This is a genomic window from Enterococcus sp. AZ020 (assembly GCF_050499205.1).
Lineage (GTDB): Bacteria > Bacillota > Bacilli > Lactobacillales > Enterococcaceae > Enterococcus_L > Enterococcus_L dunnyi.
This window is the reverse complement of record NZ_JBIPAT010000001.1, coordinates 2453009-2478479: the sequence shown is the minus strand read 5'-3', so window position 1 is coordinate 2478479 and position 25471 is coordinate 2453009. Positions and strand designations below refer to the sequence as shown.

Below are 25471 nucleotides of genomic sequence, written 5' to 3'. Positions count from 1 at the left end.
TATAGTGATGAGCTTTATTTTTTTGTATCTTTATGCACTGACTTCTGTTTTTCTACCTACGACAGAAGCCTTCCACTGAATAAAGATAACAAAAAATGAAAAAAGAATAGAAGCGAAAATAAAAGCAGTGTCAGAATCTTCTCCAACACTGCTGTTTCGTTCAATAAATAAAGGCTGGCATGTCTGTGCTCTCATACATTTTAGGGGTAGATATTTTCCTAAAAATTGAGTACAATAAATCATGTCAGTGCTTTTTGCATCGACGAGGGCAACTTGATTGGTCAGTGTCTGCTGACTTTTCAGGGCTTCATAGTTTGGCTGCCACCAAATTGTGAAGTGCCTTTTTTTATTTAATTATTTTCGCTTCTATCCTGTACTTATTGTACAAGATGAGTGAATGTTTCGTCAATGATGATTCTGTTTTATTTTCCTTTTGAAACACCATCGTTCGCTTTCTACTTACAGAGGTAAATAAATGCTCTTGCACGTTTTTAACCGTTTGTTGAGACAGCCATCTTAACTGCTTGAAGGGGATCAAAATGCTTGATCGTATATACGGTCGTTCCTTTTTGCCAAACAACTGTATTGATTTGGTAGCTGTCGCTTGTACTCGCTGTTAAAGAAATTTGGCCTAGATTTTGAGGAGCCGGCAGCATTGCTTTTTCTAGATAAGTAACTACTTCTTTTGCTAAAGGTTCTGCTACTTCTCCACCAATATTAGAAGCACGTACAACCAAACTCCAATTTCCTTCCTGCCAAGATAAATAGGTCGAACCGGCTGCTCCTTGTTCATATCCCGTAATACCATAGCCCAAATCTACCTTATTCCCGCCAGTATCAATAATTTGTCCTACTGCTCCTGCAGCTTCTTCAGCCGAACCATAGCTTTTCTTTTCAAAAGAAGCAATCGGCTGTAAATTATTTACTGCAAGATCATTGACTGCGATCGGATGATCTTCTGCATAATATAGTATTCTGAAATTCGTTTGATCCGCTGTACTGGTCGTTGCTGCTGTTAAATATTCAGCTGTTCTACTTGTTAATAGGCTTTGCGGCAACGTATTATTTGGAAATAGACTATTCAGCTCATCAAGTACTGCTTTTGCCTGTTTTTCTGGTGTATTGCTTTGCGGCTGAGCAGCAGTTTGTGTTTCGCTTGTTTTTGTTTCAGAAGATGATGAAGCTTTTGTCGAACTAGAAGCTGAGGTACTTGATTTAGTTGAGCTTTCTTTTGTTGTAGTTGATGCTTGACTACTTTTCTCCGTTTGCTTTGGCGGTGTTGAATTTTCAGATGACTTCGTTTTCCCTCCACATGCAGCTAGCGAGATAGTTGCTAGTAATATCAATGAATAACTAATGATCTTTTTCATGACTTTTCCCTCCCATTCCTATTCTTCAATTTTAGTGTATCACCAAATCAGAGAATACTCACTTTATACGATTTTTAAAATAGATTTTTAGTTAAAGGATAGTCAAATAAACAAAAAAAAGAATGCATATTCCGTCTTCGAAACGTCCGAAGACGCCGACAGAATACCATTCTCGTGGGTTTGGCACCCGATGGGTCGTAAGGGGCTCGAACCCATGACCCGCTGATTAAGAGTCAGCTGCTCTACCAACTGAGCTAACGACCCAAATGTTTAGTACTTAAATATTGTAGCACTTGCTTGTTGTTTGTTCAAGTGAAAAAATACGACACAATAAAAGAAATGACCGTTACTTTTCTTTCATCGTGTCGTTCGATCAATTTTCCTGTTCTTTTTTCACTGGACAAGTCGTATGACAATCATCGCAACTCTTTCCAGTTCTTATACGAGAATAGATGATATACCCCGCACCACCAAAAATCAGTACTGCTAAAATAAACGTTGCCATGTTCCTACCCTCTTTCTAATGTTGCCATCGTAATAACAGGTTCTTCTTTGACTTTCGGTTTTCTAAATAGATAATAACCCATGATGAACACCAATAAAATGGCACTAAAGAATCCTGCACCTATCGGACCCTTTTCAAAAATGACATGGCCAACTTGGTAGATAATAAAGCTGACAACATAAGCCAAACCACACTGATAACCAATGGCTCCCCATGTCCATTTCCAATCGCCCATTTCCCGACGGATCGCACCGATCGCGGCAAAACAAGGCGCACACAATAAGTTGAAAACTAAAAATGAATAGGCTGCAACTGGCGTAAATGCCGCCTGAAGAGCAGACCAAACTTCAACGCCATTTTCCGATACTTCACTCAAATGACCAAAAAGAATACCAAACGTTCCAATCACATTTTCCTTCGCTACTAATCCAGTGATTGTTGCAACAGCTCCTTGCCAAGTACCCCAGCCAAGCGGTGCAAACAACGGTGCAATGACTTTTCCTAAGTTTGCTAAAATACTTTGATCTTCTGCGGCTTCCTGCAAAGTAAATGTATAAGTTGATGTAAACCAAATAATAATGCTCATCACAAAAATGATCGTTCCAGCTTTTTTGACGAACGATTTGCTACGATCATATGCATGTCTTAAAACGCCTCTTATTTGGGGCATATGATACGCAGGAAGTTCCATGATAAACGGGGCCGGATCCCCTGAGAATGAACGAGTTTTTTTCAAAGCGATACCAGACAATACGATTGCTGCGATTCCAATGAAGTAGGCAGAAGGCGATACCCAGCTGCTTTTTGGGAAAAATGCCCCCGCAATCAAAGCAATGATCGGCAATTTCGCTGAACAAGGCATAAAGGTCGTTACCATGATCGTCATCTTACGATCTTTTTCATTTTCGATCGTTCGGCTGGCCATAACTCCTGGAACACCACAGCCTGTAGCGATCAGCATGGGAATAAATGATTTCCCTGATAAGCCGAATTTTCTAAACAAACGATCCATCACAAATGCGATACGTGCCATATATCCGCAATCTTCTAAAAAGCCCAAACATAAGAACAAGACGATCAATTGCGGCAGAAAACCTAAAACAGCTCCTACTCCTGCAATGATCCCATCTAAAATCAAACTTTGCATCCAAGGCGCTACCTGTAAGCTCTCTAGCCAGTTTGCTACATTCGTTGGTACGATATTTCCAAACAACTCATCGTTGATCCAGTCTGTTCCCATCGTCCCTACTGTTTGAATCGCTAGATAATAAACAAACCACATGATGACTGCAAAAATCGGTAACGCTAACCAGCGATTCGTTACGATCTGGTCGATTTTATCACTCATACTGAATGAAACTTCATTTTTTTCGATCGCACAAAGTGCAGTTAAGCGCGTAATAAATTCATAGCGTTCATTGATCACGATCGATTCACTATCATCACCAAAAATTTGTTCTGTAATCTTGATGATATCTTCGATTTCTTTTTTCTGCAAGTCGCTCAGCGTCAATTGAGCAGCCACTCTAGTATCCCGTTCAAATAATTTAACACTGTACCAGCGAGCCTGCTTTTCCATCACGCTATCCCCTAGAACATCCACGATTTCATTCAAGGCTGCTTCTAGCCGATTATCGTATGTTGGATAATTAAATTCAGGCGGAAAAACTTCTTGAACTTTACTTGCCTTTTTTATTAATTCATCGAGTCCACGATTTTTCAAAGCACTGATTCCAATGACATCGATCCCTAAGCCATACGCTAATTTTTCGATATTGATCTTTTTACCAGTTTTGTCCAAAATATCCATCATATTTAATCCGACAACAACCGGAATCCCTGTTTCCATCAATTGGGTCGTCAGATAAAGATTTCGTTCTAAATTTGTTGCATCGACAATATTAACGATCACATCAGGAGAACCGCTAAGTAGATAATCTCTAGCAACAACTTCTTCTGGCGTATAAGGTGAAAGAGAGTAAATACCAGGCAGATCCTGAATCGTGATCGCTTTGTCTTTCTTCAATTTACCTTCTTTTCTTTCAACTGTGACTCCCGGCCAATTCCCTACATATTGATTTGCCCCAGTCAATGCATTAAAAGCAGTTGTTTTCCCGCTATTAGGATTTCCTGTCAGAGCAATATGCTGTTCTTTCATCTCCTTACCCCACTTTCTGTACTAAGACTAATTCTGCTTCATTTTTCCTCAACGTCAGCTCATAACCGCGAAGATTGATTTCGATCGGATCCCCTAATGGCGCCATTTTTCTAACTAATAGATCCACGCCTTTAGTCAGTCCCATATCCATCAAACGTCGCTTGACCGCTCCTTGACCGTGAATACCTACAACACGTGCTTTTTCACCAACAGACAACTGATCTAATGATACCCAATTTTCTTCTTCTGTATTTTTTTCTACTATTGTAATTTGTTTTAATACAGATACATTGATCGCGATCCGGCTGTTGTGCAAAAGAACGATCCCATTATCAGCAGAAAAGTTCAGCAGCACTACTTTGCCCCCCGGCACAAGGCCAAGATTGTTCAAGTGCTTCTTTGCAAATCCTTCTGCCTGGATCTCGTCGATCATATAAACCCTGTTCAATTTTGCCTGTGCCAATGTCAACATTGTGTAGCCTCCTTTAATTTAAAAGCGGAACAAATCGTTTGATCCTGTAGAAAATTAGGAAATTGATATTGAGACGTTTTTGTTCTCACTGGCAATTTATTTATTTCCCGATGGATTGATTTGTGTAGCTGGATAACATACATTCACCAATATCACTCACGATATATATTATTTGTGAAAAAGTTTCATTTCTTTCTCTAATGATATTGATAATCGTTCTCATTAAGTATACCTGTTTGTGAGGTTTAAATCAATGTTCTTTCTACCTATAGTAAGAAAATAATTGATCCTTATATTCGCCAAAATATTTCTAGTGTGCTTCCTTTTAGTCACCCCCTATATCTTGTGTTTCTCTCCTTAAAAATCCCGCCGAAAAATTTAATAAATTTCTTTTTTGAACACGAAAATCGGCATGAATGTCGCATAAAACGAGAGAATACGAGCTTTCATATTCTTTTCAAAAACACAAAACATGGTATTCATCTAAAAAACAACCACAATATATAGTGCCTAAGTGTTGACTTTTTCCCAGAGAGATTTATACTAGTGAATGTAAACTAATTGAGGGGGAAATAAAAATGAACGTAAAAATCTTTTCTAAAAATAATTGTATCCAATGTAAGATGGCAAAACGCTTTTTGAGCGAAAATAATATAGCATTTGAAGAAGTAAATATCGATATCCAACCAGATGCGATCGACTGGTTAAAAGAACAAGGCTTCCAAAGTGTTCCGGTTATCACTTCTGACGCTGCTACAGTTGTGGGATTCCGTCCAGATCAATTAAAAAACTTGGCCAGCTAGAATGAAACTCGTTTATTTTACTGTTACCGGACAAACCAGACGATTTATTAAAAAATTGGATTTGCCAGCTTATGAAATTGAGCCTGCGAATCCTTTTTTTGAGATAAATGAACCTTTTATTCTGGTTGTTCCAACTTATGATGCTGATATTACTGATGTCATCAATGATTTTCTCGATCATCAGGAGAACAAAGAACATTTGATAGGGGTTGCCGGCAGCGGCAATCGTAACTTTGCAGAATTATTTGTTTATACAGCCAAAGATATAGCACGTGATTATAACGTTCCGTTACTTTTATCTTTTGAATTTAGCGGTACCAATGAAGACGTAGAATCCTTTAAGAAAGTAGTGAATGAACTTGAGTCTAAAAGAAATCAAAGAGGTTAGTTACTTTAAACTAAACAATGAAATCAACCGTCCGGTGAATGGACAAATTCCTTTACATAAGGACAAAGAAGCTTTGGAAGCATTTTTTAAAGAAAATGTTGAACCAAACACAAGAACCTTCAATACAGTAGAAGAAAAGATCAACTACTTGATCGATAATGATTATTTAGAAACTGCCTTTATTCAAAAATATTCAATGGCTTTTATTGAAAAATTATATACATTTCTTGATGAACAAAAGTTTGAATTTAAATCATTTATGGCCGCTTACAAGTTCTATTCACAATATGCACTTAAAAACAATGCTGGAACAGAGTATTTAGAAAGCTATGAAGATCGTGTTGCTTTCAACGCCTTGTACTTTGCTGACGGTAATGAAGAGTTAGCCATGGTCTTAGCAGATGAAATGATCCACCAACGTTATCAACCAGCGACTCCTTCTTTCTTAAACGCTGGGCGTAAACGCCGTGGGGAATTGGTTTCTTGTTTCTTGATTCAAGTGACAGATGATATGAACAGCATTGGTCGTTCGATCAACTCAGCTTTACAACTATCAAGAATCGGCGGAGGTGTGGGAATCACATTAGCCAATCTTCGTGAAGCAGGCGCTCCAATCAAAGGTTATGAAGGAGCAGCTAGCGGGGTCGTTCCTGTAATGAAATTGTTCGAAGATAGCTTCAGCTACTCCAATCAATTAGGACAACGTCAAGGTGCAGGTGTTGTTTACTTAAACGTCTTCCACCCAGATATCGAAATGTTCCTTTCTACAAAGAAAGAAAATGCAGATGAAAAAGTCCGTGTTAAAACATTATCTTTAGGCGTTGTCGTTCCAGATAAATTTTATGAACTTGCACGTAAAAATGAAGATATGTATTTATTCAGCCCTTATAGTGTCGAAAAAGAATACGGTGTTCCCTTCTCATACGTTGATATTACAAAAGAGTATGATAACTTAGTAGCGAATCCTAACATTCGTAAACGTAAAATCAAAGCGCGTGATTTAGAAAATGAAATTTCTAAACTGCAACAAGAATCAGGATATCCTTATATCATCAATATCGATACAGCTAATAGAAGTAATCCTGCTTATGGAAAAATCATCATGAGTAATCTATGTTCAGAAATTCTACAAGTTCAAACGCCGTCTATTTTAAATGGCAAACAAGAATACGAACAACTTGGTACAGATATAAGCTGTAACTTAGGTTCTACAAATATCGTTAATTTGATGGACAGTCCTGATTTCGGGAAATCTGTTCGCGCGATGACTCGTGCCTTAACTTTTGTAACAGATGCTTCAGATATCGACGTCGTTCCTTCTATCCAAAACGGGAATCGATTGAGTCATACCATTGGACTTGGTGCCATGGGATTACACACTTTCTTTGCAAAAAATCATATGGAATATGGTTCTCAAGACTCTTTAGACTTTACGAACGTTTATTTCATGTTATTGAACTACTGGACATTAGTTGAGAGTAATACTATCGCTAAAGAACAAAAACAATCCTTCCATAATTTTGAAAAATCAGATTATGCAAATGGTTCTTATTTTGACAAATATATCGAAGGTGATTTTACACCTCAATCAGATAAAGTCAAAGAGATCTTCAAAGATATTTTTGTACCGACAGCAGCTGACTGGGCAGCATTACGCGATGCAGTCAAACAAGATGGTTTGTATCATCAAAATCGTTTAGCTGTTGCACCAAATGGTTCAATCTCTTATATCAACGATACAAGCGCCAGTATTCATCCAATCACTCGAATGATCGAAGAACGCCAAGAAAAGAAAATCGGGAAAATTTATTATCCTGCTCCTTATTTGGCAAATGATACCATTCCATATTATACGTCTGCATACGACATGGATATGCGCAAAGTGATCGATGTTTATGCAACAGCACAGCAACACGTAGATCAAGGAATGAGCTTAACTCTGTTTATGCGTTCTGAAATTCCTGAGGGGCTTTATGAATGGAAAGATACTCCAAAACAAACAACACGCGATCTGAATATTTTACGTCACTATGCTTTCCATAAGGGTGTAAAATCAATCTATTACGTACGAACATTTACTGATGATGCGGAAGAAATCGGCAGCAATCAATGTGAAAGTTGTGTGATCTAACTTAAATTGGTCTAGAGGCTGAGACAAAAGTCTTTGGCTCCGAGAAATAAGAAGGAATCCACGAAAATGATAAGAAACATGGTGTTCTTCAAATTTTCGTGAATTTCGGCTTATTTCTGAAAGAGCTGCTCTTTTCTCGCCGTTTATTCTGGTTTAGAGAGCGAATCAAAACGAACTTTTAGTTTTGACCCGCTTTTGATGATCTTAGGTTAAACAGTCATTCGGTAATTAGGAGGAAAATAAATGGCAACATATTATGAAGCGATCAACTGGAATGCGATCGAAGATGTGATCGATAAATCAACTTGGGAAAAACTAACAGAACAATTTTGGCTTGATACACGTATCCCACTATCAAACGATCTAGATGACTGGAGAACACTTTCAGACTTAGAAAAAACAACTGTCGGATATGTTTTCGGCGGCTTAACTTTACTTGATACAGTTCAATCTGAAAGCGGCATGGATCAACTAAGAAAAGATATCCGTACGCCTCATGAAGAAGCGGTGCTTAACAACATCCAATTTATGGAATCTGTTCATGCGAAAAGTTATTCTTCAATTTTTAGTACGTTGAATACTAAAAAAGAGATCGATGACATTTTTGAATGGACTAATACAAATGTTTACTTACAAACAAAAGCTGAAAAGATCAATGAAATCTATAAAAACGGCACACCATTAGAAAAGAAAGTTGCAAGTGTGTTCTTAGAAACCTTCTTATTCTATTCTGGTTTTTATACTCCTCTTTATTATCTAGGCAATAACAAATTAGCTAATGTTGCTGAAATCATTAAATTGATCATTCGTGATGAATCTGTCCACGGCACATATATCGGCTATAAATTCCAATTAGGTTTTAATGAACTGTCTGAAGAAGAACAAAACGAATTAAAAGATTGGATGTATAACCTACTTTATGAACTATACGAAAATGAAGAACGTTATACAGAAGAGCTTTATGATGAATTAGGCTGGACAGAAGAAGTAAAAACCTTCTTGCGTTATAATGCTAATAAAGCACTGATGAACCTTGGCATGGACCCATTATTTGCTGATACAGCAAACGATGTAAACCCAATCGTCATGAATGGTATTTCTACAGGAACAAGTAACCATGACTTCTTCTCACAAGTTGGTAACGGCTATTTATTAGGAACTGTTGAAGCGATGAAAGATGACGATTATTTGATTGGCATGGAATAACTGAAAAAGGATCAGCGATAACCTAAAATGTTATCGCTAATCCTTTTTTTCTATCATTCATCCGAAAGCTGAATACTCTCTTCTTTGCGAATTTTGTAAATTTTAACGATATTGACCACTAAAGTTTTAATCACAGCATAAACAGGAATACAAATCAGCATTCCAATGATTCCACCGACACTTCCAGCTGCAATCAATACAAGAATGATCGTCAATGGATGGATATTCATCGACTTGCCCATCAATAAGGGTTTGATCAAATTACCATCTAACTGCTGAATGACAAGAATCGACAACATCATATATAGTGCTTGCCAAGGTGAGATGAAAAAGCCAACAAGAACGGCAGGTACAGCACCAATAAATGGCCCTACATAAGGAATGATATTAGTCACTCCACAAAAAACAGCTAGCAGCAAGCTATACGGTTGTTTAAAGATCGTCATTGCGATAAAGCTTAAACCTCCAATGATCAAAGCATCCAAAACAGTACTGCTGATATAGGCTGACAACGTTTGATTCATTTCTCTTACTGTTTGACGAAGCTCTGTTCTAATACTTGCAGGAAAAAAATGAGATAATGCGTCTAAAAACTTATGTCCGTCTTTAAACATAAAAAATAAAATAAACGGTACTGTAAAAAGTAAAATAAAGAATTTCATTAATATTCCAACGATTTTCGATAAACTACTCGTCACTCCTACGATCGCGAAATTCAAAATATTTGTAATCGTGATATTCGCTTTATCTAATTGATCCTGAATATTGAATCCTTTGATTTCTTCTAAGTTGCCTAGCTCAGTCAACCAACGATTCATTTCCTCCGCATATCCTGGAAGTGACTGCGTCAAGTCAACAAACTGTTTGACCAATTGAGGAACGACATTCATGATTACAAGAGCAATCAAAACCGCTAAGACTAAAAAAGAAAGCATAAAGCCAACAAGTCTAGGTACTTTATGTTTTTCAAGAAATACAACAACTGGATCAAACATATAATACAAAAAGCCTGCAATCAGCAACGGCATAAAAACAGCGGAAATCATTCCCAATATCGGACTAAAAACATTTGGCATCCTTAATAAAAAGTAAATACCAATAATAGTCAAAACCACTTCTGTTGTCCAAAATAGTAACTTTGACTGCTTAAAAAGAGAACCCATATCCAACCTCCAATAATCTAGCTATTTCTATTTTATCATTCTTTTCAAGTATAAAAAATATTTTTTTTATAACTATTATTTCGTGATCATAGATTATTGTGTATTTATCTAATCTATCTTGTACTTTCATGATATACTTGTTTTGTTTTAGGAGGCAGCATATGACTATTTTGGCGTATAAATTACTACTTGGTATTTTCGGCAGCAGCTTCATTGCCTTTTTTTCTTATGTCTATCAATTACTCACAAAATCGGGTGTTTTTGCTTTGATCATGATTGGAACCCTAGTTTGTGGTTTTGGCAGCTGGCCAACTTGGATACTTTTGATCCTTCTTTTTGGCAGTTCTAGTTGTATTTCTTTTTTAAAAAAAGTAGCTGCACTTGATGGTAAAGATACTATAAGTAAAAAAGACGCACAAAGAGACGGTTGGCAAATACTGGCAAACGGCCTTCCAGCTGTTGTTTCATTGATTCTTTATTACTATACAGATAACCTTTTATTCATGATCGGCTATGTTAGTGCCATAGCAGGTGCTACAGCAGATACTTGGGCATCTGAGATCGGTATTTTAAGTACGTCTCCTCCACTTTCCATTCTCACATTTAAGCCGATTCCTTCTGGCCTATCTGGAGGCGTTTCATTACTTGGAACCTTTGCTTCTATTCTTGGTAGTCTTATGATTTCGATTACTTTTTGGTTTCTTCATGATCCTAACATCACTTTTACTACAAATCTTGTATTCGTTCCTGTTGTTTGCGGCTTTGCCCATTCATTGATCGACAGTTTTTTAGGTGCAGCGTTTCAGGTAAAATACAGATGTTCTATTTGCGATCAGGTGACAGAACGTAATGTACATCATCAGCAGCCAACAACTAAAATTAGTGGAATTTTTTGGCTGAACAACGATTGGGTCAATTTTATCAGTGGATGTTTCACTGTTCTTTTAAGTTGGTTGCTTATGTCTCTTTGATACCTGTAAATAACCTGACAATGATTTTCCCCCAGAAAAACTGAAGCTAAGAACTCAGTTTTTCTGGGGGAGTTCTATTAAAGACAAAAATAAATTAGATACTTACCAAACGCAATTTAGTTATATTTTTATGAATCGATAAATCCTCGATCACCTCAGCATAGGTCATTCCTTTAGGTAGATCGATCGTATAAATATTGGTATAAATTTGGTCATCACCAACTAATAAAACACTAAAATTCACGTCTTCGATCTCAATTTTATGCTCTTCGAAATAACGATTGATAAACTCCTTCGTTTCTTGCTTATGAAGATATCGAATCTCTAATTTTTTTGTTGTCGGCACATGAATCACTTTTCTAACTAATGTCAAAGCAACAAAAATTCCAATACAGCTAGTGATCGCAATCGCGTAATACCCCATACCAATGGAAATACCTAATCCTGCAACCGCCCAAAGGGAAGCTGCTGTCGTTAAACCTGTTACCGATTGTTTCGTTACAATGATCGTTCCTGCACCTAAGAAGCCGATACCACTGACGACTTGAGCAATCAAACGTGCTTGATCCGAACGAATCACACCACTTAATTCTGGATGATTCATCGCATCTTCCAGCGCACTTGCTGCAATCTCTACTTGAATCAAAGCGATAATTGCCGCTCCCATACAAACTAAAATATGTGTGCGCATTCCCGCCGGACGATTTTTATACTGCCGCTCAAAGCCAATCACACCACCGATCAGCATCGCTAAGCTCAAGCGCACAATGATCTCTTGAATCGTTAAATGTACATCCATTCCGCTCATTCCTCCTATTATTCTCCCTTCTATTATAACACTAAATCTATGTCATTTTTTTCATACTACAACAAAAAAAGAGTACGAAACAAAACGACAAATCAGTTTTGTTTCGCACTCTAAAATGTAATTAAGGGAAATCCCAAGTCAGGTTCTTCGGTAAATTTACCAAAATCGAGCCTGATCAGCTTTGGTTTTTCCATCATCTGCTGCGATTATAATTTACTTGCTGCTGCTTCGTCTACGATAACAACAACATCTGGATGGTTTTGTAACGCACTTGCTGGTAAATCTACTGAAACAGGTCCGTCGATCATTCCTTTGATCGCATCTGCTTTTGCTTCACCGTAAGCAATCAAAATCATTTTTTTACCTTTCATAATTGAACCAATTCCCATTGATACAGCACGTGTAGGTACATCTTCAACTTTTTCAAAATTGCGTTTGTTCGCATTGATCGTTGATTCTGTCAATTCAACTACATGAGTTAAACTATCTAATGGTGTTCCTGGTTCGTTAAAACCAATATGTCCATTTTGACCAATTCCTAAAATTTGAATATCAATCGGATGACTGTCAATGATACTTTCATAATGAACACACTCAGCTTCTAAATTTGCTGCTTTACCGTTCGGTACATATGTTTCTTTAAATGGTTTTTTGTTAAATAGCTGATCATTCATGAAGTAACGGTAACTTTGATCATCGTCTCCACCTAAACCAACATATTCATCTAAATTTACAGAAACCATATCTGAAAAATCTAAGTCACTTGAAGTCATCTCTTTATATAATGTTTCCGGTGTGCTTCCTGTCGCAAGACCTAAAACCTTTGCTCCATTGTCCATACCTGCTTTAATCAAGTCAAATGCTTTTTTTCCGCCTTCTTCGGCGTTTGCTACTTTAATGATTTCCATCGAAATTGCTCCCTCGTCTTCGTTTATTTGGTATAGTCCAATTATAACACCCTCTAAAAAGGATTTCTAGTAGAAATGTATAAAAATAAAAAAAACTTCTAGCCTTTATCAGGATAGAAGTTTTCTAATTAGTAATTTCCAGTATACTGTTCAGTTCCTTCAGCATTTGGATCAGTATAAGTTCCGCCACCAGTCACATCGTTGGCTACTACATCTTGTCCATAACCATAAGTACCTGCAGCTGCATCCGTTGAGCTTGAACCGTATCCCGTACCACCAACATAATTATTGTAGTTTGCAGTATCTTTTGCCTGCATCTCCGTATTTTCTGGTAGTCCTAGCTGAGCACGTAAATTTGTTTGTGTTTTATATAATTTTTCCGGATCAAGGATTTGGTAATAGATACCGCCAATTTCTTGTCCTTCACCTTCTAATTGTAAAGAGTCAATATTTTTGAAGGCAGGCATATATTTTTTCTGAATGTCTACCATATTGTCCCAAGTTAGATCTGTTTTTACATTATCTTGTACTGCATTCAAAATCTGTCTGTATTTAGTCAAACCGTCTATACTGATTATCTTGTTCACGATTTTTTCAACAACTTCACGCTGACGACGTTGACGTCCAATGTCTCCTTCAGGGTCTTCTTCACGCATTCGAGCATAAGCTAAACCAGTTTCGCTATCAAGCTTAATATGACCTTTTGGAACCGTAATACCATCTAATGTAAACTCAAACGGATTATCCACTTCGATACCACCTACAGCATCAATCAGATCTTTTAAGCCTTTCATATTGATCGATACATAGTTATCGATTGGAATATCCAGTAAGTTTTCTACTGTATCAATCGCCATCTTCGCACCGCCAAATGCATAAGCATGGTTCAGTTTATCTTCTGTACCATAGCCAACAATCTCAGTTAAAATATCTCTGTCCAAACTGATCATTGTTGATTTTTTTTCTTTTGGATTAATAGTAACTACCATTGTCGTATCAGAACGACCTTGTTCTGTTCGTCCTAGATCTCCTGTATCGATTCCCATCAATAAAACGGAGAAAGGTTCTTGTGCATCAATGTTCACGGCTGTTTCTCTGCGTTTTGATGTTCGATCGATCGATTCATACACGCCTTCAACTGTACCGCTGGCATCAGAATACATTTTAATTCCATAAGCACAAATACCGGCAACTGAAACAAGTACTAATCCTAAAGCAGTTAGTATTACTTTTTTCCATAGGTTCATAAGACACTTCCTCATTTTTTGCAAGAATAATTCATGAAATCTATTTTCTCACAATTTCAATCCTGTCGCAACATTTTTGAAGATTTGGCATGAGAACTTAATGTAAATGTAAGATAAGGATTCTAACAAAAAGAAAATTCAATCTCTTCTGAATAGATCTCTTGTATAAACTTTACTTTTGACATCCTCTAATTCATCTTCAAATCGGTTGGAAACAATGATATCAGAAGTTTCCTTGAACTCATCAAAATCTTTAACAACTTTTGAATGATAGAAGCTTTCCTCTTCTAATGTAGGTTCAAAAACAATCACTTCGATCCCCTTTGCCTTCAAGCGTTTCATGATTCCTTGTATCGAAGAATATCTGAAGTTATCAGAATTTGCTTTCATCGTCAATCTGTATATTCCGACAACGTTCGGTTGCTTAGCTAAAATTTGTTCTGCAATAAAATCTTTTCTTGTCGTATTCGCTTCAACAATAGCGCCGATAATATTATTAGGTACTTGATCGTAATTTGCTCGCAACTGTTTCGTATCTTTTGGTAGACAATAGCCGCCATAGCCAAACGAAGGATTATTATAATGAGACCCAATTCTTGGGTCCAAACCTACACCTTCAATGATTTGTTTTGTATCTAAACCACGAACTTCCGCGTAGGTGTCCAGCTCATTGAAATAAGCCACTCTCAAAGCGAGATATGTGTTTGAAAATAACTTGATAGCTTCTGCTTCAGAAGAATTAGTGAAAAGAATTTCGCAGTTTTCTTTAGAGGAATTATCAGCAAATAACTGAGCAATCTCTTTTGCCCGTTCAGAACATTCTCCAATGATGATTCGTGAAGGATGAAGATTATCATATAGTGCTTTCCCTTCTCGAAGAAATTCTGGAGAAAAAATAATGTTTTTAGTGTTGTATTTGAGTCTCATTTCTTCAGTAAAGCCAACTGGCACAGTGGACTTTATGAGAAGGCATGCGTCTGATTTTATAGCTAAAGCTTTTTCTATCACTGATTCAACTGTGGATGTATTGAAATAATTTTTCTTTTCATCATAATCTGTTGGGGTTGCAATAATCAAGTAATCACCAAAAAGAACAGCTTTTTCAAACTCTTTTGTAAAGGTAATATTTAACTTCTTTTGTGTCAAAAAATCACTGATCTCTTTATCCTCAATTGGTGATATTCCTTGATTTAGGGTATCAATTTTTTCTTCTATAATATCATACGCTAAAACATGTTCATTTTGTGATAATAATAGAGCATTTGCTAAACCAACATAGCCTAATCCGAATACTGATATCTTCACGTTTATTTCCCAACCTTCCCAATTATTTCTTCTAAAATATTTAATTTTTCATTTGATTCTTTTTCTGACACACCAACAACGCCTAAATAAAACTTGATTTTAGGCTCCGTTCCAGATGGTCTTACCGCAATCCAAGATTCATCTTTAAACAGGATTTTAATAACATCAGCTTGAGGTAACCCATCTATTCCAGTGGAATAATCTAAAATCCCTTTAACATCGTTCTCTATTTTGAATCGTTCAGTTAGATGACGAAATTGGCTCATTAATTGCTGAGTTTTAGCCAATCCTGCTTGTCCAGTCAAGTGAATGGACAACTGCTTTTCTTTATAGTAACCAAATTCTTTATAAAGATTGACCAAAACATCGTATAAAGTTAATCCCTCATTCGCATAGTATGCTGCCATCTCAGCTATCACCAATGTCGAGCCTACTCCGTCCTTATCCCTAGCAATTTCTCCCACCAAGTAGCCATAACTTTCTTCATAACCAGTGATAAAAGAAGCGTCCGGGGTTTTAACATTAATTTTCTCTCCAATATATTTAAACCCCGTTAATGTATTTATCGTCTCAACTGAAAATTTTTCTGCAATTTTAGTGCCTAACTCGCTTGTAACTATCGTTTTAGCTATAAAAGGGTTCTTTTTATTAGACAATTTTTCATCTGTTGAAAGTAAGTAGTAAACTAGTAGCGCACCAATTTGATTTCCATTCAACGCCTTATAGTGACCAGATGCTATTTTTACAAGGACTCCAACTCGATCACAATCGGGATCAGTTCCCATGATTAGATCAACATCATGCTTTTTTCCAACATTTATAGACATTTCAAACGCACTTTGTTCTTCTGGATTAGGCGAGTCAACAGTAGAAAACTTCACATCTTCTTCCAATTGCTCTTCAACAGTATAAATTTTCTTAAAGCCTACTTCTTTAAGCAAGCGAAATATAGCATATTTTCCAGTACCATGTAACGGAGTATACAAAATTTGGAATTGTTCCCCCATTCTTTTTATTAACTCTGGAAACCGCACTAATCTTTTTTCGGCTTCTATAAATGCTGTATCGACTGATTCATCAAGCCACTCAATCAGAGCATCGTCTAAATCTGCTATACCAATTTTCGAATAATCTGTGATCTGCTCTATTTCATTTATAATCTTCTCAGCAAGTTTAGGAACTGCTTGACAGCCGCTTTCATCATAAATTTTATAACCATTATAGCTTGGAGGATTATGGCTTGCAGTAACAACAATTCCACCAATCGCGTTTAAGTAGGGAACTGCAAAAGATAACTCTGGCGTTGTTGTTACTTTTTTAAACAGATACGCTTTGATTCCATTAAAAGCAAGTGTTTGAGCTATTTCACGGCTAAATACATCTGATAGATATCGAGTATCGTAAGCAATCACTACGCCTTTTTCTTTTGCTTGGTTCCCATAGTTTTTTAGTAAGAAGCTGGCATACCCTTGAGTGATTCTGCGGACAGTATACTTGTTCAATCTATTTGTTCCTGCACCAATGATTGCTCTTAATCCCCCTGTGCCAAATACCAAGTCCTTACAGAATCGCTCCTCTATTTCTTTCAAACTAGATTGAATTGATGCTAACTCGTCCTTAGTTTGGTCATCAAAATAGGGTGAGGACAACCATTCATTATATCTACTTGTATATGTACCCATTCGCTCCACCCCCTTTTATTCTCCCATTACTTTTCAGTAACAATCAAAAATTTGAACTTGCTTTCTGATTGAATCAGTACTTTTCTATTTTCTTCACCAACAATTAGCAGTTCATCGATTAATTCCTTAGAATCCTTGTAGGAAATCGTCCCACACCCGCTTAATTTTAGCAATCTACTCGATGCAAAAACTGTCAGTTCAAGCTCTTTTTCGCCGGCCATTTCGTAGAGAACAACCTCTACATCTTCTGAAAAAGTTAATCTTTTTTTAGTCCCCCACGATTCTTCTGAAAATGCTTTTTTTTCAAAAAAACTTTTAGGTATTTCCTTAACTCTTGGACTCTCTTCTTTTGATGAAACCAGTATACCATCGGCACTGACTGACACAATCGCATCTGGAATATCTAAAACTGCCACAGGTATATTTAATTCATTTAGGACATGAGTATTGGGACTATCGATTATTTCGATCATATTCCCGACCTTGTTGACACTCATTTCATCAGTTAACGTATTCCAAGTTCCCAGATCTTTCCAATATTCGCTATATCTTAAATACCCAATATTTTCTTGCTTTTCTACTACTTCATAGTCGAAACTATTTTTGGGTAGTTGTTCATAATTCAACAATAACTCATCAAAATCTGATGTAATATTTTTCTCATCTAAAATATTTAAAATTGTAGATAACCTAAAGGCAAACACACCAGCATTCCACATAGCGTCATTATCAATTAACTTTTCAGCACATTTTCGGTTAGGTTTTTCTACAAACTCAGCAACTTCATGAGAATCATCCTTAACCGGTACAATATAGCCATACTTTTCTGACGGTAACGTTGGTTCAATACCAATTAATCCAATGGTGAAATCAGAATTCAACAATAATTGTTCCAACTCAAAAAATGTACTAAAAAAAGTTTCAGCTGCATAAGGATCTACAGGTGAAATAATCACTATTTCATTTTTTGAAACACCTAATTTACTATATAAATAAGAACTTGCCAAAGCAATTGCAGCAAAAGTGTCCCTTTTAGATGGTTCAACGATTATTTGGTTTGCTTCAATTTCAAGTTGCTTTTTTAAAATGGCTTCTTGATTGCTACTTGTTGCAATCAATGTATCTTCACGAAGTCCAATACTTTCGATTTGCCCCCAGACTCTTTGCACCATTGATTCATAATCTGTTTCGTTTTGTAGTAGTTTGATAAATTGTTTTGATCTTTGATCGTTTGATAGCGGCCATAGACGCTTACCTGAGCCGCCTGAAAGCAGTATTAACTTCATTTTCCAACTCCTAATTCCTTAAATGGTAACGCTATTTTACTCGTTTTTTTAAAGCCATTTTTTTCACTAAATCAAAAATAGATTGGATCAAGCCTTTATTAACAAAGAGCGATAAAGTGAGCATTAAAATCTCTCCAAACAACAATATCCAGCCGTTCAATACAAACAACAAAATAATTTGGATTAAGATCACTAAATTATTCAAAATTAAATTGGATATATTTAACTGGATATGGATATATTTTTTAGTATGTTTGACTCTTATCAACCATAAGACAAAAAAACTAATTGAAGAACTCATGCCAGCTCCATATAACCCCAGGGTTGGAATGAATAATAAGTTCAACCCTATATTCAGTGTAGCCCCAATGCTCGTTGTATATAATGCCCCTTTCGTAGCTTTAGCTGCAATATAATTTGTACCTAAGAAACTGGAAAAACTAGAATACGCAACCGTAAGTAGTAAAAAAGGAACATATTTCCAAGCACTTGAAAAGTCGCCACTCATAGTAAATTCTATCATTGGTTTTACAATTACTAAGATAGATGTAATCCCTAAAAATAGTAATTGAGAGTATAAACTAAACACGTTTGTATAAAATTGAGACTTTCCTTCATGTTCGTACTCTTCTATAGCAGATAATTGCCAAGATTGATAAAACAGTGAGTGCAACGTAGTTAACAACACAGGAATTTTATTAGCAACTGCAAATATACCATTTGCCGATGCACCTAAGAAAAATAAGATGAAATATCGGCTTACCATGTTCGTAAACCAAATTGCTATAGAATTTGGAATGAGTGGAATGCTATATGATAACATCTTTTTTACATAAAAATAATCTATGGAACTTCTGTTAAATGTATTTTTTAAATCAAGTTTAAATGAAAAAAACAAGATGCTTACTATATATGTAAGTACAATTGATATTAAGTAGCCAGTTATTCCATAATCAAAGATGATTAATAATAAGATATTCATTAGAGACGTTACAACAGTCATCAAAATACCATTAAATGCATATTCTTTTAATAAGCCTATCGCTTTAGCATATTGCGCAAGTAGTGATTGTATGGACTGTAACATTAAAAGGAGTAGAAGGAAAAATAAATTACGATTGCCTATGGATATACTTACTAATACAAATATGAATACGAATAAATTACCAAAAAAAGTAACCGCAAGTGAATTAGAAAAAATTTTCCGTTTATCACTCTCAGAGTCCATTGCAAAACGAAGCACACTTTCAAAAATACTTAGTGTAACCACGGGTAATAATAACGTCACCGTTGTACTTATTAAATCAGCAGTTCCATACTGTTCTGTTGATAATTTGTACGTATATAACGGTAACATGATAAAAGAAATCAGCTTACTTCCAAGATTTCCGATAGCGAAAATCACTGAATTGCCCAACAGTTTTTTATACTTTCCATTCTGACTCATTCTATCACTCTCATTATCTTTTGATAGGTATCTCTTTGTGATTTAGGACATTTGACACCTTTATCCGGAATCTGACCAACTGCAATAAACATTATCAAATTCTCAAACTCCGAGACATTCAGTATTCTTTTGATTTCCTGTTCTTTATCATGATTCATCATGGCATTCAATGCACACGCACCTAAACCTTCATACTCTAAAGCATAGAGTAGACTCATTGAAAAAAGACCACCATCTATAAACCCTTCATTTCGTTCATTTATCGAAACAAATGCTCTGTTGTCTGTGCTGACTAGTATCAAGATAGCTGGAAGTTTATAGCCCTTATATCCTCCTTGTATTTCAAGAACTTTTTCCATAACCTTTTTATTTTTTACAACATAGACTCGGTTAGGTTGTCGATTACACACTGTTGGTGTCTTCATCGAAATGCTTAATGCACTTTCAATAGTTCTCATATCAATTTCCGCATCAGAAAATTCTCTAATACTGGTTCTTTCTTGGCTTATTTCATAAAAATTTTTTTTCCTAGACTCTTTCTTATCTATCTTTTCTAAAACAACCGTCCCTGATAAGTTTTCATTTGACTGTTCAACTTCATTTAGAATATCATCTGAAAAAATATCCTTTAGATGGATTGGTTCTATCCCTTGCTCTTCATGATACAATTTATAATTTTTTAATGATGAGAGTGCAATCTTATAACGAGTGCTTGATTTAGAAAAACCAAGCCTATTATAGTTTTCCAGCGAATTAGACAGTTTTATAAGTGCGTTTTCACCAAAGTTTGACCGAAAATTCTCATGACTTAATCCTTTTTCTATTGAATGAGATGCAAACATCAACTGAGACTCTATTTGAGTTTCTGTATTGCTAGAAATGGCTCCAAAAAATTTTTGATAGTCATATCTATATGAATTTTTCAGCACTCTTTTTTCTTGTATTGTTCTATACCTAATCTTCATTTTTTGAGGAACAAACTTTTTTATAATATTTTTTAAATAATTCATTACAAACCTTCTCTCACTTACTAGCTCAAACTGTCATCCAAAAATTGAAATGCTAGCTCTTTTTCTTGATGCAATATAGGAGGCACATGCTCAAAGCTCATCTGACTACAAACATTTTCAATATCCATCTCACTGTAGAAATAGTTGCTAGTAAATTCAAATTTATTCAATAGCGTCAATAACCTTGATTCCATATTTCCTCCATCTCTTTCTAGAGTAACAAAGGCTGTCTCCAATAAAATTGAAAAAACAGTACCGTGAAATGAATCTGTAAAGAATATATGTGCTTTATTGATTAATTCAATAAACTCCGTAACAGTTGGAACTAACGCATTTTCTTGATAAAGGTCTCCCATAATAAACACTACTTTAAGATTTTTTATTTGTGCGTACTTTTTGATCTTTTCGCTGACCTCTTCTGAAACACCTCTTAATGTATAAATTAAAATATATGCTTCTTCAATTTTGATTTGTTTTACTTCATTATGGGCAAGATTTAACCATTCTTCTTTACTTAACAGCATTGTCGGATCTAAAACCACAGGTACACTTTCTCCTAATAATTCTTCGACAATTTTTTTTCCAGAAGTTTCTCTGACAGAAATGTTATCCATTTTCAATAAATTGCTTCTATAAAAATCTTTAAATTCATCATTAATTAAAGAGACGCCAAAACTTGCGGCATAGGAAATTCGCTTTCCTTTTTCAGCAAAATCCAAAAAATTGGTACTATCTTTTCCAAAAAAGTTAGGGTTCCACACTTGATCACTACCAACGACAAAAAAATCAAATTCAGAATTCAGTTGTTTTTTTTGTGAAATTTTAATAGCTCTGGTATTCAGATATCTATCTGTGAAAGGTCTAATTTTTTCTTCTTTCAGTGACTTTACTGATTGAGTACTTACTGCATTTCTTTTTATATAGCTAATAGGATTTTTGGCAATACGAAAGATCCTTTTGTATAACTTTCTTTCGTTGACATGTTTTAGTCTTGGAATAACAATGGTCTCAGCCTGATACCCTCTCTTTTTGAGAATATCTTGTAATGCATAATTTTGTAATCTATTGCCATAATTATGATTCCCATTCATAGTTAATATACCAACTTTTTTCATTCTCAGAGTCCCTTCTTAAACTTGTGTTTAACCCAATTTTTACTTAGTATATGATTCTCATTAGTTCTTTTGCCGTATTATCTAAGCTATTACTTTCTTGCACATATTCTCTGCATTTTTCTCCAAGCATAAGAAGATCATCATATCTTCCTGAATATTCTTCATAAATAAAAGTGATTTTTTCCTTTAAACACTCATAATGTTCTTGTTCACTGTCATATTCATACGTAAAAAATATTGATCTATCTTTGATATCTTTTAGCGTGCCGATAGTTGGTGACAAAACCGTTCTAGCATACGAAAATGATAATATTATCGTTCCGGAGTTTAAGCTGCTTTTTAACTCATATGGAGTTACCAATATATGGCATTCTTCCAACAATAATGGCAATTCCTCATCATCTATAAACTTAAATTCTGTTTTTATCTTTTGGTTATTACTTATCAGTTTTTCAAGTTTTTTTTTGTAATTATCGCTTGAAGGTCGTCCACAAATCGATAACTCCATATGTTTGAAATTCAGCTCATTAAACACTCCTACCAATAATTCTATATTTTTATACTCCTTTATTGCTCCAACAAACAAAAGCTTCAATTTTTTGTTATCTAAGTTTTTTTTTAAAGTTAGTTCTCCATATTGATCTATATAGTTAGGATGCGGCACATAAACTACTTTTTCTAATTCAGTTAAATTATAGATTCCAGTTAACTGATCAATAGAATCTTTAGAATGTATAATAATTTTGTCTGATTTTTTTATTATGTTTCTTATTAGATGATCAGAAAAAAAATTTTTTTTGCTATTATGCGGCTGTTTGTTATGCATGGTCCAAACAATCTTCTTTTTCCGCCACAAAAATAACAACCCAGTCTTTTTTAAATAAATAAATAGTTTTTTGATAAAATATTTAGAATCTATATTTTCAAACCAATTCAATGATATTATGTCACTTTCTTGAATATCTTCTACTACTGATACATTACAGATTTCATAACTTGTTTTCATCAACTCGATGTACTTGTTACTTTCAATTTCAAATGGTAGTATACTTAAGCGCAAACTCATCACCCCTGTTTTCTATCTTTTTTATAATTAGCTATACTAAAAGCTACAGACATCCATAAAAGATAGAAAAATTTATCTTTTATTCCCGCCCAACCTGTCATACTGTAGGCACTAATAACAAGAATCCAGATGCCAAAGGAAATGATTCTACTTCTTTTAATACTTGGTTTCTCTCTGAAAACTAAGGCTGCATTCCATAAACAAACACAATTCAATAAAATATATAATCCCCCACCCAGAATCCCTGTCTCAATGAAATAGACTAAAAAAGCATTGTGTATCGGATGAACATAATAAAATACTCCTCGTTGAAACTCATATGGAAAATATATGGATGTAGCTGTTAATGAAGCATTAGGACCTAAAGCAAAGTGCTCTTTTAAAGAAAATAATTTTAATGCAAGTTCATAATGAATTCTTCTATTTTCTTCCTGAGTGCTTAAATCAGAATTGAAAAAACGGCTCATAATCATACCAAATAAATTAACTATGAATGGTGTTGATAGTATCATCAAAAAAAGTACACCCATACTTTTGTAGGAGATGCGTTTTCCTTTGGAAGAGAACCAATATAAGATGAATACAACAAGCATAATGACTAATGCAGTTCTTGACTGACCGAGAACCAGTCCCAAGATGCATAATATGATATACAGTGAATTCTTTTGGGAGTTAAATAGAAACATCACCAAACAAAATAATAGGAAAAGTGAAAAATCTCCAGGATGACCTACAGTTCCACTCATCCCTTTTTCATAACCATTCGCGCTTCTCAAAACTCCCTCACCTAAAAAGGATAGCCCTAGGACGTCACCTTTTATAATCTGTAAAGTTCCTATTAGCATTTGAAACAGCACAGTTGCCTTCAAGCCCTTTATGAAAAAATCAAAGGCCTCATCTTCATAAGTGTTGATAAGTGAAAAACTCAATAAAATGGCTTTAAACAATCTTATGACCGCATATATAGAAGCTCCTTTATTAATGGAAACAAGTGTAGCACATACATATACCAATAATATAAAAAAGCTAATCAAAGAAAAATATCTAGGTACTTTAATTGTCTTTTTTGTAAAAATACTATAGACAACGATCATCAAGATGACAATATCCAAAAAGGTAAGAGAAAATGAGTCAGCTGTCTCTACTGAATATAGTGAGGTTTGCGGAATCCAAATATATAACTGTAAAGGTATATTGAATGCCAATAAATAAAAAAGTGTATGTTTAAAGTTACCTTTACACACAATAAATGCTATTTGAAGCATACTAAAACAGATAACAGATACTACGCCTGCTTTAATGACACTTCTACTATCAAATAGATCACCTGCAAATATAAATATTATTACCAAATAAGATAATAAAATCCCTTTGTTTATTCTCATACTTTCTCCTTTAAAGTAAACTACTCTATATTTACTGTAGCTAATGAAAGTCAAATCATTCTATCTTTATATCAATTAGAGAATCGTGTTTTTTCTTGGTTCTCTTTTTTTTAATGCGATCAAAAATAATTATTTTACTTCCATTTTTTAATATTTTATTCAAGATGCTTAGTGTATAATTAAAACCAAAATTGTATTTTATTGCCTTTCTAAGCCAAGAAATAAACTGAAATTGAATTAGCTTATAATCCCGTTTAGAAAAATTTTCTTTATAAAATCGATCTTGACGTAAAGAAACTTCTAATCTAGATAACAATATCTCCTTACTCATAGTAGTAGTCAAAGAATTTTTATCACTAGTTACACAGTAAACACACTCAGAAGAAACAGTAAATTTTTTTAGTTTAGCTGCAATTTGAGATGAGAACATAATATCATTTGAATACATCACTTCTTCAAATAAAATATTATGCTCTTTAATAAACTTACTACTTATCAATTTTGACCAGGGAACTAAAAAATGAGCTTTAAGTTTTAATCTATTTGAATAAGTATCTTTTTTTATGACTGAATCAACAAGCTCTGAATAAATAGTATGCCTATCAGATAGTTCCTGTGTTGATTCATACATACTAGTTGGTTTAAAAAAAATAACTTCAAATTCTTTATCAATATATTTATCAATACTTTTTAACGAATCCTCTAAAAAGTAATCATCAGCATCAGCAAAAAGAAGCCATTCCGTAGTTGAATTAGCAATACCAATATTTCTACACACACCTGCACCTTTTTTTCCAGACAGATTCTCAAAATAATGCAATTTGAAATGACTCTGATAAACTTTGACTATGTTCAAAAGCAATTTTTTTTCTTCATCTGAACTGTCATCATCTATAACAATGACTTCAACATTTTCCATGTAATTTTGGTAGAAGATGCTCTTAAGTAACCGATCAAGTTTTTTACTTGAATTGTAATGGGGAATAATTATCGTCACTCTTTTCATTCATCTTCTCCTTAAAAAATAGCTTAGTTTACACTTTCA

General features: G+C 34.9%; 22 protein-coding genes and 1 tRNA gene. 5 read left to right on the top strand and 18 right to left on the bottom strand.

Annotated elements, in window-relative coordinates; genetic code table 11:
• Nucleotides 1-491: 491 nt before the first annotated feature.
• From IGI58_RS11805 to IGI58_RS11785, 5 genes are all read right to left on the bottom strand, one after another.
• The gene (locus IGI58_RS11805; RefSeq protein ID WP_429953243.1) at nucleotides 492-1370 is read right to left on the bottom strand and encodes a hypothetical protein; all 879 of its coding nucleotides are present in this window, start codon (nucleotides 1368-1370) and stop codon (nucleotides 492-494) included.
• A 191-nt stretch (nucleotides 1371-1561) separates the two neighbouring features.
• Nucleotides 1562-1634: transfer RNA gene (locus IGI58_RS11800), tRNA-Lys, on the bottom strand.
• 109 nt (nucleotides 1635-1743) lie between these two features.
• Complete coding sequence (locus tag IGI58_RS11795) at nucleotides 1744-1875, bottom strand: FeoB-associated Cys-rich membrane protein (protein WP_087642297.1); 132 nt, start codon at nucleotides 1873-1875, stop codon at nucleotides 1744-1746.
• Nucleotides 1876-1879: 4 nt separating this feature from the next.
• Entirely contained in the window at nucleotides 1880-4033 is a 2154-nt protein-coding gene (gene feoB / locus IGI58_RS11790) for a ferrous iron transport protein B (protein ID WP_429953244.1), read from the bottom strand.
• A 4-nt stretch (nucleotides 4034-4037) separates the two neighbouring features.
• The gene (locus tag IGI58_RS11785) at nucleotides 4038-4505 is read right to left on the bottom strand and encodes a FeoA family protein (RefSeq protein WP_225534949.1); all 468 of its coding nucleotides are present in this window, start codon (nucleotides 4503-4505) and stop codon (nucleotides 4038-4040) included.
• Nucleotides 4506-5083: 578 nt separating this feature from the next.
• On the opposite strand from IGI58_RS11785, the gene nrdH reads away from it, so the two are divergent.
• The 4 genes from nrdH to nrdF all read left to right on the top strand — a co-directional run bounded on the left by nrdH (nucleotide 5084) and on the right by nrdF (nucleotide 9033).
• Nucleotides 5084-5308 (top strand): glutaredoxin-like protein NrdH, encoded by a 225-nt coding sequence (gene nrdH / locus IGI58_RS11780; protein ID WP_069664941.1) that lies wholly within the window; start codon nucleotides 5084-5086, stop codon nucleotides 5306-5308.
• Between the two features lies 1 nt (nucleotide 5309).
• Entirely contained in the window at nucleotides 5310-5696 is a 387-nt protein-coding gene (gene nrdI, locus IGI58_RS11775) for a class Ib ribonucleoside-diphosphate reductase assembly flavoprotein NrdI (protein WP_087642294.1), read from the top strand.
• Nucleotides 5662-7827 carry a class 1b ribonucleoside-diphosphate reductase subunit alpha gene (nrdE, locus tag IGI58_RS11770; RefSeq protein WP_422389702.1) on the top strand — a complete coding sequence of 722 codons (2166 nt, stop codon included), beginning with the start codon at nucleotides 5662-5664 and terminating at the stop codon, nucleotides 7825-7827. The genes nrdI and nrdE overlap by 35 nt, the downstream gene beginning before the upstream one ends.
• Nucleotides 7828-8070: 243 nt before the next feature.
• On the top strand, nucleotides 8071-9033 hold the full coding sequence (gene nrdF, locus IGI58_RS11765) for a class 1b ribonucleoside-diphosphate reductase subunit beta (protein WP_088271316.1): 963 nt from the start codon (nucleotides 8071-8073) through the stop codon (nucleotides 9031-9033).
• 53 nt (nucleotides 9034-9086) lie between these two features.
• On the opposite strand, the gene IGI58_RS11760 is transcribed toward nrdF, so the two are convergent.
• Nucleotides 9087-10196 carry an AI-2E family transporter gene (locus tag IGI58_RS11760; protein WP_429953245.1) on the bottom strand — a complete coding sequence of 370 codons (1110 nt, stop codon included), beginning with the start codon at nucleotides 10194-10196 and terminating at the stop codon, nucleotides 9087-9089.
• Between the two features lie 161 nt (nucleotides 10197-10357).
• Here IGI58_RS11760 and IGI58_RS11755 point away from each other — a divergent pair, with 161 nt between their 5' ends.
• Nucleotides 10358-11167: a DUF92 domain-containing protein gene (locus IGI58_RS11755; RefSeq protein WP_429953246.1), complete on the top strand. Its 810-nt coding sequence runs from the start codon at nucleotides 10358-10360 to the stop codon at nucleotides 11165-11167.
• 94 nt (nucleotides 11168-11261) lie between these two features.
• Here IGI58_RS11755 and IGI58_RS11750 read toward each other — a convergent pair whose 3' ends face one another.
• From IGI58_RS11750 to IGI58_RS11695, 12 genes are all read right to left on the bottom strand, one after another.
• Nucleotides 11262-11966, bottom strand: coding sequence for an MgtC/SapB family protein (locus tag IGI58_RS11750; protein WP_429953247.1), 705 nt, complete (start codon nucleotides 11964-11966; stop codon nucleotides 11262-11264).
• A 215-nt stretch (nucleotides 11967-12181) separates the two neighbouring features.
• Entirely contained in the window at nucleotides 12182-12883 is a 702-nt protein-coding gene (locus IGI58_RS11745) for a glucosamine-6-phosphate deaminase (protein ID WP_429953249.1), read from the bottom strand.
• Nucleotides 12884-13011: 128 nt separating this feature from the next.
• On the bottom strand, nucleotides 13012-14130 hold the full coding sequence (locus IGI58_RS11740) for an LCP family protein (protein ID WP_242585586.1): 1119 nt from the start codon (nucleotides 14128-14130) through the stop codon (nucleotides 13012-13014).
• Nucleotides 14131-14268: 138 nt separating this feature from the next.
• Complete coding sequence (locus tag IGI58_RS11735; RefSeq protein ID WP_429953250.1) at nucleotides 14269-15435, bottom strand: nucleotide sugar dehydrogenase; 1167 nt, start codon at nucleotides 15433-15435, stop codon at nucleotides 14269-14271.
• A 2-nt stretch (nucleotides 15436-15437) separates the two neighbouring features.
• On the bottom strand, nucleotides 15438-17117 hold the full coding sequence (locus IGI58_RS11730) for a phospho-sugar mutase (RefSeq protein WP_429953251.1): 1680 nt from the start codon (nucleotides 17115-17117) through the stop codon (nucleotides 15438-15440).
• Nucleotides 17118-17143: 26 nt separating this feature from the next.
• Nucleotides 17144-18403 carry a sugar phosphate nucleotidyltransferase gene (locus IGI58_RS11725; RefSeq protein WP_429953252.1) on the bottom strand — a complete coding sequence of 420 codons (1260 nt, stop codon included), beginning with the start codon at nucleotides 18401-18403 and terminating at the stop codon, nucleotides 17144-17146.
• Between the two features lie 31 nt (nucleotides 18404-18434).
• A complete protein-coding gene (locus tag IGI58_RS11720; protein ID WP_429953253.1) occupies nucleotides 18435-19850 on the bottom strand; it encodes a lipopolysaccharide biosynthesis protein in 1416 nt (471 codons plus the stop codon).
• On the bottom strand, nucleotides 19847-20860 hold the full coding sequence (locus tag IGI58_RS11715) for a nitroreductase family protein (protein ID WP_429953254.1): 1014 nt from the start codon (nucleotides 20858-20860) through the stop codon (nucleotides 19847-19849). Before IGI58_RS11715 ends, IGI58_RS11720 begins: the two co-directional genes overlap by 4 nt.
• A gap of 20 nt (nucleotides 20861-20880) precedes the next feature.
• Complete coding sequence (locus tag IGI58_RS11710; protein WP_429953255.1) at nucleotides 20881-21975, bottom strand: polysaccharide pyruvyl transferase family protein; 1095 nt, start codon at nucleotides 21973-21975, stop codon at nucleotides 20881-20883.
• Nucleotides 21976-22018: 43 nt separating this feature from the next.
• A complete protein-coding gene (locus IGI58_RS11705; protein WP_429953256.1) occupies nucleotides 22019-23035 on the bottom strand; it encodes a glycosyltransferase in 1017 nt (338 codons plus the stop codon).
• A 5-nt stretch (nucleotides 23036-23040) separates the two neighbouring features.
• The gene (locus tag IGI58_RS11700) at nucleotides 23041-24426 is read right to left on the bottom strand and encodes an O-antigen ligase family protein (RefSeq protein ID WP_429953258.1); all 1386 of its coding nucleotides are present in this window, start codon (nucleotides 24424-24426) and stop codon (nucleotides 23041-23043) included.
• A 55-nt stretch (nucleotides 24427-24481) separates the two neighbouring features.
• On the bottom strand, nucleotides 24482-25432 hold the full coding sequence (locus IGI58_RS11695; RefSeq protein WP_429953260.1) for a glycosyltransferase family A protein: 951 nt from the start codon (nucleotides 25430-25432) through the stop codon (nucleotides 24482-24484).
• Between the last annotated feature and the right edge of the window lie 39 nt (nucleotides 25433-25471).